Genomic DNA, 3,882 nt, shown 5'->3' with positions numbered 1-3,882 from the left:
GACGCAATCCCTACCGCCGCACCCTCCACAACACACGGGACGACCCCGGCACACGGGACGACCCCGACCAGAATCTATTCGGAGGCGTCCCGTGATGCCGGTCGACCAACACGCTGCCCGCTATCGCAGCTTCCTCGTCGCGGCGATCACGCTCGGGCTGATCACCTGGCGGGTGGCTTTCAACCTCGGCGCGTACAACACGGTGTTCTACGAGGACGTCTACGCTGTCGTGGTCGCCAGCACCATCGCGTTCGGCGCCAGTTTCCTTGCGCCCCATGAATCCCCCCGTAGAGTCAGGATCCCGGCCGTGTCGGGACGGATTCTGCTCGCCGCACCAGCTATCTGGACGGTCCTCGCCCTGAGCGTGACCGGTTCGCTCACCGCGGCGGAGTCATCACCGATCCTTATGGCGCTGGGCGTCATCATCGGTGCAACCTCCGTCCCGTACGTCCTACTGCTGCTCGCACGCGTTGTCGTACCTTCGTTGGAAACACTCCGGGGCCGGCCGCTTGCCGTCCTGATAGTGATGACAGCCCTCGTCGCTGCGGCCGGATGGCTGACGGGCCGCCACAACGATCGGTTCATGACCTGCAATGACTTCAAGGTCGCCGGCCAGGACCAACCCAGGAACTGCACACCCTGAACGAAGACGCGCTGGGGCCGGATCAGGTCCCATTACGCCGGGCGAGTCGACCGATGAACTGGCAAGGCAGAATCTAACCTGTATACACGGACTATCCGGTGGTTGATGTTGGAGGCCGTGATGAGTTGGCAGGTTCAAGAAGCAGAACAATGCTTCAGCGAGGTGCTTCGCGCCGCGCAGAACGACGGTCCACAGACCATCACCCGGCATGGCGAGGAGATCGCGGTCGTCATCGACATCAATGAATATCGAAGGCTGACTGCGCCGAACAAGAACCTCATCGATCTCCTTCTCGGCCCGCCGTACTTTGATGACGACGTCGTCTCCGTTATGGAGGAGATAGAGGTCGCGCGCAAAAAGGACTTTCCCAGGGAAATTGACATTGGTATCGGCGGATGAACTATCTGCTGGACACCAGTGTTCTCTCCGAGACCAGAAAACGCAGGCCAGACCCTGGCGTGCCGGAGTCGACGAACGCATCGTTGCGGTCACCGGCCAGGTAGCCCGGGAGCGAGGGAGCGGACGGGTGGTTCGGCCGTGGCAGGTTGGTGCACTTGACCGGGAGCCGGGGGATCTGTTCTGCTCATCAGGCCCAGCCGATGCACCAGACCCCAGCCGATGGACACGCGAGGGACACGGAGGAAACCGGTTGGAGTTCCTCCTGACGCTGAGTGCCCGGCCACACCGCCAGGCCGCCGGCGATGAAAAGTCGATCTCCAGCCACACGTCGCGGGGGATGCACATGCCCGGATGGGTCCGCGCCGCCGGCTTGCTGGCTGGCGCCGCACTCGATGTCGTTCTCGCCGACCCGGCGCGGATGCACCCGGTAGCCGCCTTCGGCACCGTTGCCGACCATGCCGAACGGTTGCTCTACCACGACAGCCGGGCCGCTGGTCTGGCCTACACCTCCGTACTCGCTGGCGGCACGGTCGTGCTCGGCGCTCTGGCGCGCACCGGCGTGGCCAGGGCCGGGCGTCGGTTTGGCTGTCAACGCGCGACATCGGTGGCATTGACCGCGGCTGCCACGTGGACGGTCCTCGGCGGGACGTCCCTGCGCCGCCACGGCCGCCGACTCGGCAGTGACCTCGCCCGCGGCGATGTGGCCGCGGCCCGAAGCCGTCTGCCGGCGCTGTGCGGTCGGGATCCGGCCGTCCTGGACACGGCCGGCCTCTCCCGCGCCGGGGTCGAGTCTCTTGCCGAGAACACCTCGGACGCGGTCGTCGGTCCGCTGATCTGGGGAGCCGTCGGTGGCGTTCCCGGCCTGCTCGGCTACCGGGCGATCAATACTCTGGACGCCATGGTCGGCTACCGCAGCAGCCGCCACGCCCGCTTCGGCTGGGCCTCAGCCCGCCTGGACGATTTCGCAAACCTCCTACCTTCCCGGGTCGCGGGGCTACTGGCATGTGCGTGTGCGCCGGTCGTCGGCGGCTCGCCCGTTGACGCCTACTGGGTGATGCGCCGCGACGGCGCGAGCCATCCGAGTCCGAACGCCGGCCAGGTGGAGGCGGCCTTCGCCGGTGCGCTCGGGCTGCGCCTGGGCGGGACGTTGCGTTACCACCACGGAGTCGAACACCGGCCGGTGATGGGATACGGCCGCACCGCCCAGCCCGCCGACCTGGAGCGAGCCGCGGTCCTGTCCGCCGCGGTCAGCGCCAGCGCGCTCGTCCTGTCAGCGGGTGTCGCCGCAGCCGCCTCGGCGGCCCGGTCGACTGCCCGGTCAGCCGTCCGGTCAGCGTGGACGTCAGGCCGGGCGCGTCGACGGAACAGAAGGTGACTGGAGGCGCACTGCTGGTTGCCGGGACGACATCGGACGCGGGTAAGAGCGTCGTCACCGCCGGTCTGTGCCGATGGCTGGCCCGGCAAGGCCTGCGGGTCGCGCCGTTCAAGGCCCAGAACATGGCGCTGAACTCCGTCGTGACGGCGGATGGCGCCGAGATCGGCCGTGCCCAGGCGATGCAGGCCGCCGCCGCCGGGGTCGAGCCGGAGGCGGCGATGAACCCGGTCCTGCTCAAACCCGGCGACGACCGGCACAGCCAGCTCATCGTTCTCGGCCGTCCGGTCGCCGAGGTGGACGCGTTGAGTTACCGTCCGCACAAGGCGCATCTGGCCGCGGTCGTCGCGGACTGCCTGGCCGACCTGCGCGCCCGGTTCGACGCGGTGATCTGTGAGGGGGCCGGCTCACCCGCGGAGATCAACCTGCGGGACACCGACATCGCGAACATGGGGCTGGCGCGGGCCGCGAACCTGCCGGTGCTGATCGTCGGCGACATCGACCGGGGCGGGGTGTTCGCCGCGCTGTTCGGCACCCTGGCCCTGCTCGACGCGGCCGACCAGGCACTGATCGCGGGATGGATCATCAACAAGTTCCGCGGCGACCCACGACTGCTCGAACCCGGCCTGCGTCAGCTTGAGCGGCTCACCGGGCGTCCCGTGCACGGGGTGCTGCCGTGGCGGTCCGGGCTGTGGCTGGATGTCGAGGATTCCCTCGATCTCGCCTCGTACCCCGGCGAACTCCCGCCGGCCGAAGCGCCGGCCGAAGTGCCGACCGCGGAGGCGAGCAAGGGGGAGTTCCTGCGGGTGGCGGTGATCCGGTTGCCGCGGCTGTCCAACGTCACCGACATCGACCCGCTGCGGGCCGAACCCGGGGTGGTTGTGGCGTTCGCGACCCGACCCGCCGACCTCCTCGACGCCGACCTGGTCGTCATACCCGGGACGCGCGCGACCGTGGCGGACCTGGCCTGGCTGCGCGGATGCGGCCTGGACGCGACACTGCGGGCACGCGCGGCCGATGGCCGGCCGGTCCTCGGGATCTGCGGCGGATACCAGCTGCTCGGCCGGCACATCCACGATCCGGTCGAGTCCGGTACCGGGACGGTGAACGGCCTCGGCCTGCTACCGGTGACCACCACGTTCGCCGGGACAAACTGCTCGGCCGGCGCGCCGGCATGAGCGCCGAGGGACTCGCGGTCACCGGCTATGAGATCCGCCACGGTCGGCTGACCGTGGACGGCGACGGCGGTGAGCCGTTCGCCGCGGACGGCATCCGCGTCGGCGCGGTGGCCGGCACCAGCTGGCATGGGCTGTTGGAGAACGACGAGTTCCGCCGGGCGTTGCTCATCGACGTGGCGACCCGAGCCGGACGCTCGTTCACCCCGGCTGCCACCTGCTTCGCCGATGTCCGCCAGCGCCGGCTCGACGCGCTCGGCGATCTGATCGCCGACCACCTCGACACCGCCGCC

Annotated in this window: 3 protein-coding genes and 1 pseudogene; all 4 read left to right on the top strand. The window is 69.2% G+C overall.

Translation table 11 applies throughout. From position 1 onward, the window contains the following. Nucleotides 1-94: 94 nt before the first annotated feature. Nucleotides 95-643, top strand: coding sequence for a hypothetical protein (locus U9980_RS13290; protein WP_322768191.1), 549 nt, complete (start codon nt 95-97; stop codon nt 641-643). A gap of 120 nt (nt 644-763) precedes the next feature. Beyond that, the gene (locus U9980_RS13285) at nt 764-1,042 is read left to right on the top strand and encodes a type II toxin-antitoxin system Phd/YefM family antitoxin (protein WP_322768190.1); all 279 of its coding nucleotides are present in this window, start codon (nt 764-766) and stop codon (nt 1,040-1,042) included. Between the two features lie 343 nt (nt 1,043-1,385). After that, complete coding sequence (locus U9980_RS13280; protein WP_322768192.1) at nt 1,386-2,417, top strand: cobalamin biosynthesis protein; 1,032 nt, start codon at nt 1,386-1,388, stop codon at nt 2,415-2,417. Then, nucleotides 2,414-3,882: pseudogene (locus U9980_RS13275) on the top strand (cobyric acid synthase); the annotation flags it as partial. The gene U9980_RS13280 and the pseudogene U9980_RS13275, both read left to right, overlap by 4 nt.

It is taken from the genome of Protofrankia sp. Cr1 (genome assembly GCF_963555865.1).
In the GTDB taxonomy this organism is placed as follows: Bacteria; Actinomycetota; Actinomycetes; order Frankiales; family Frankiaceae; genus Protofrankia.
This window is presented reverse-complemented; position numbering and strand designations above follow the sequence as displayed.

Bases quoted from the DNA above. Each gene is read 5' to 3' on its own strand.
- U9980_RS13290 (WP_322768191.1), top strand. From the start codon at position 95: ATGCCGGTCGACCAACACGCTGCCCGCTATCGCAGCTTCCTCGTCGCG.
- U9980_RS13285 (WP_322768190.1), top strand. From the start codon at position 764: ATGAGTTGGCAGGTTCAAGAAGCAGAACAATGCTTCAGCGAGGTGCTT.
- U9980_RS13280 (WP_322768192.1), top strand. From the start codon at position 1,386: ATGCCCGGATGGGTCCGCGCCGCCGGCTTGCTGGCTGGCGCCGCACTC.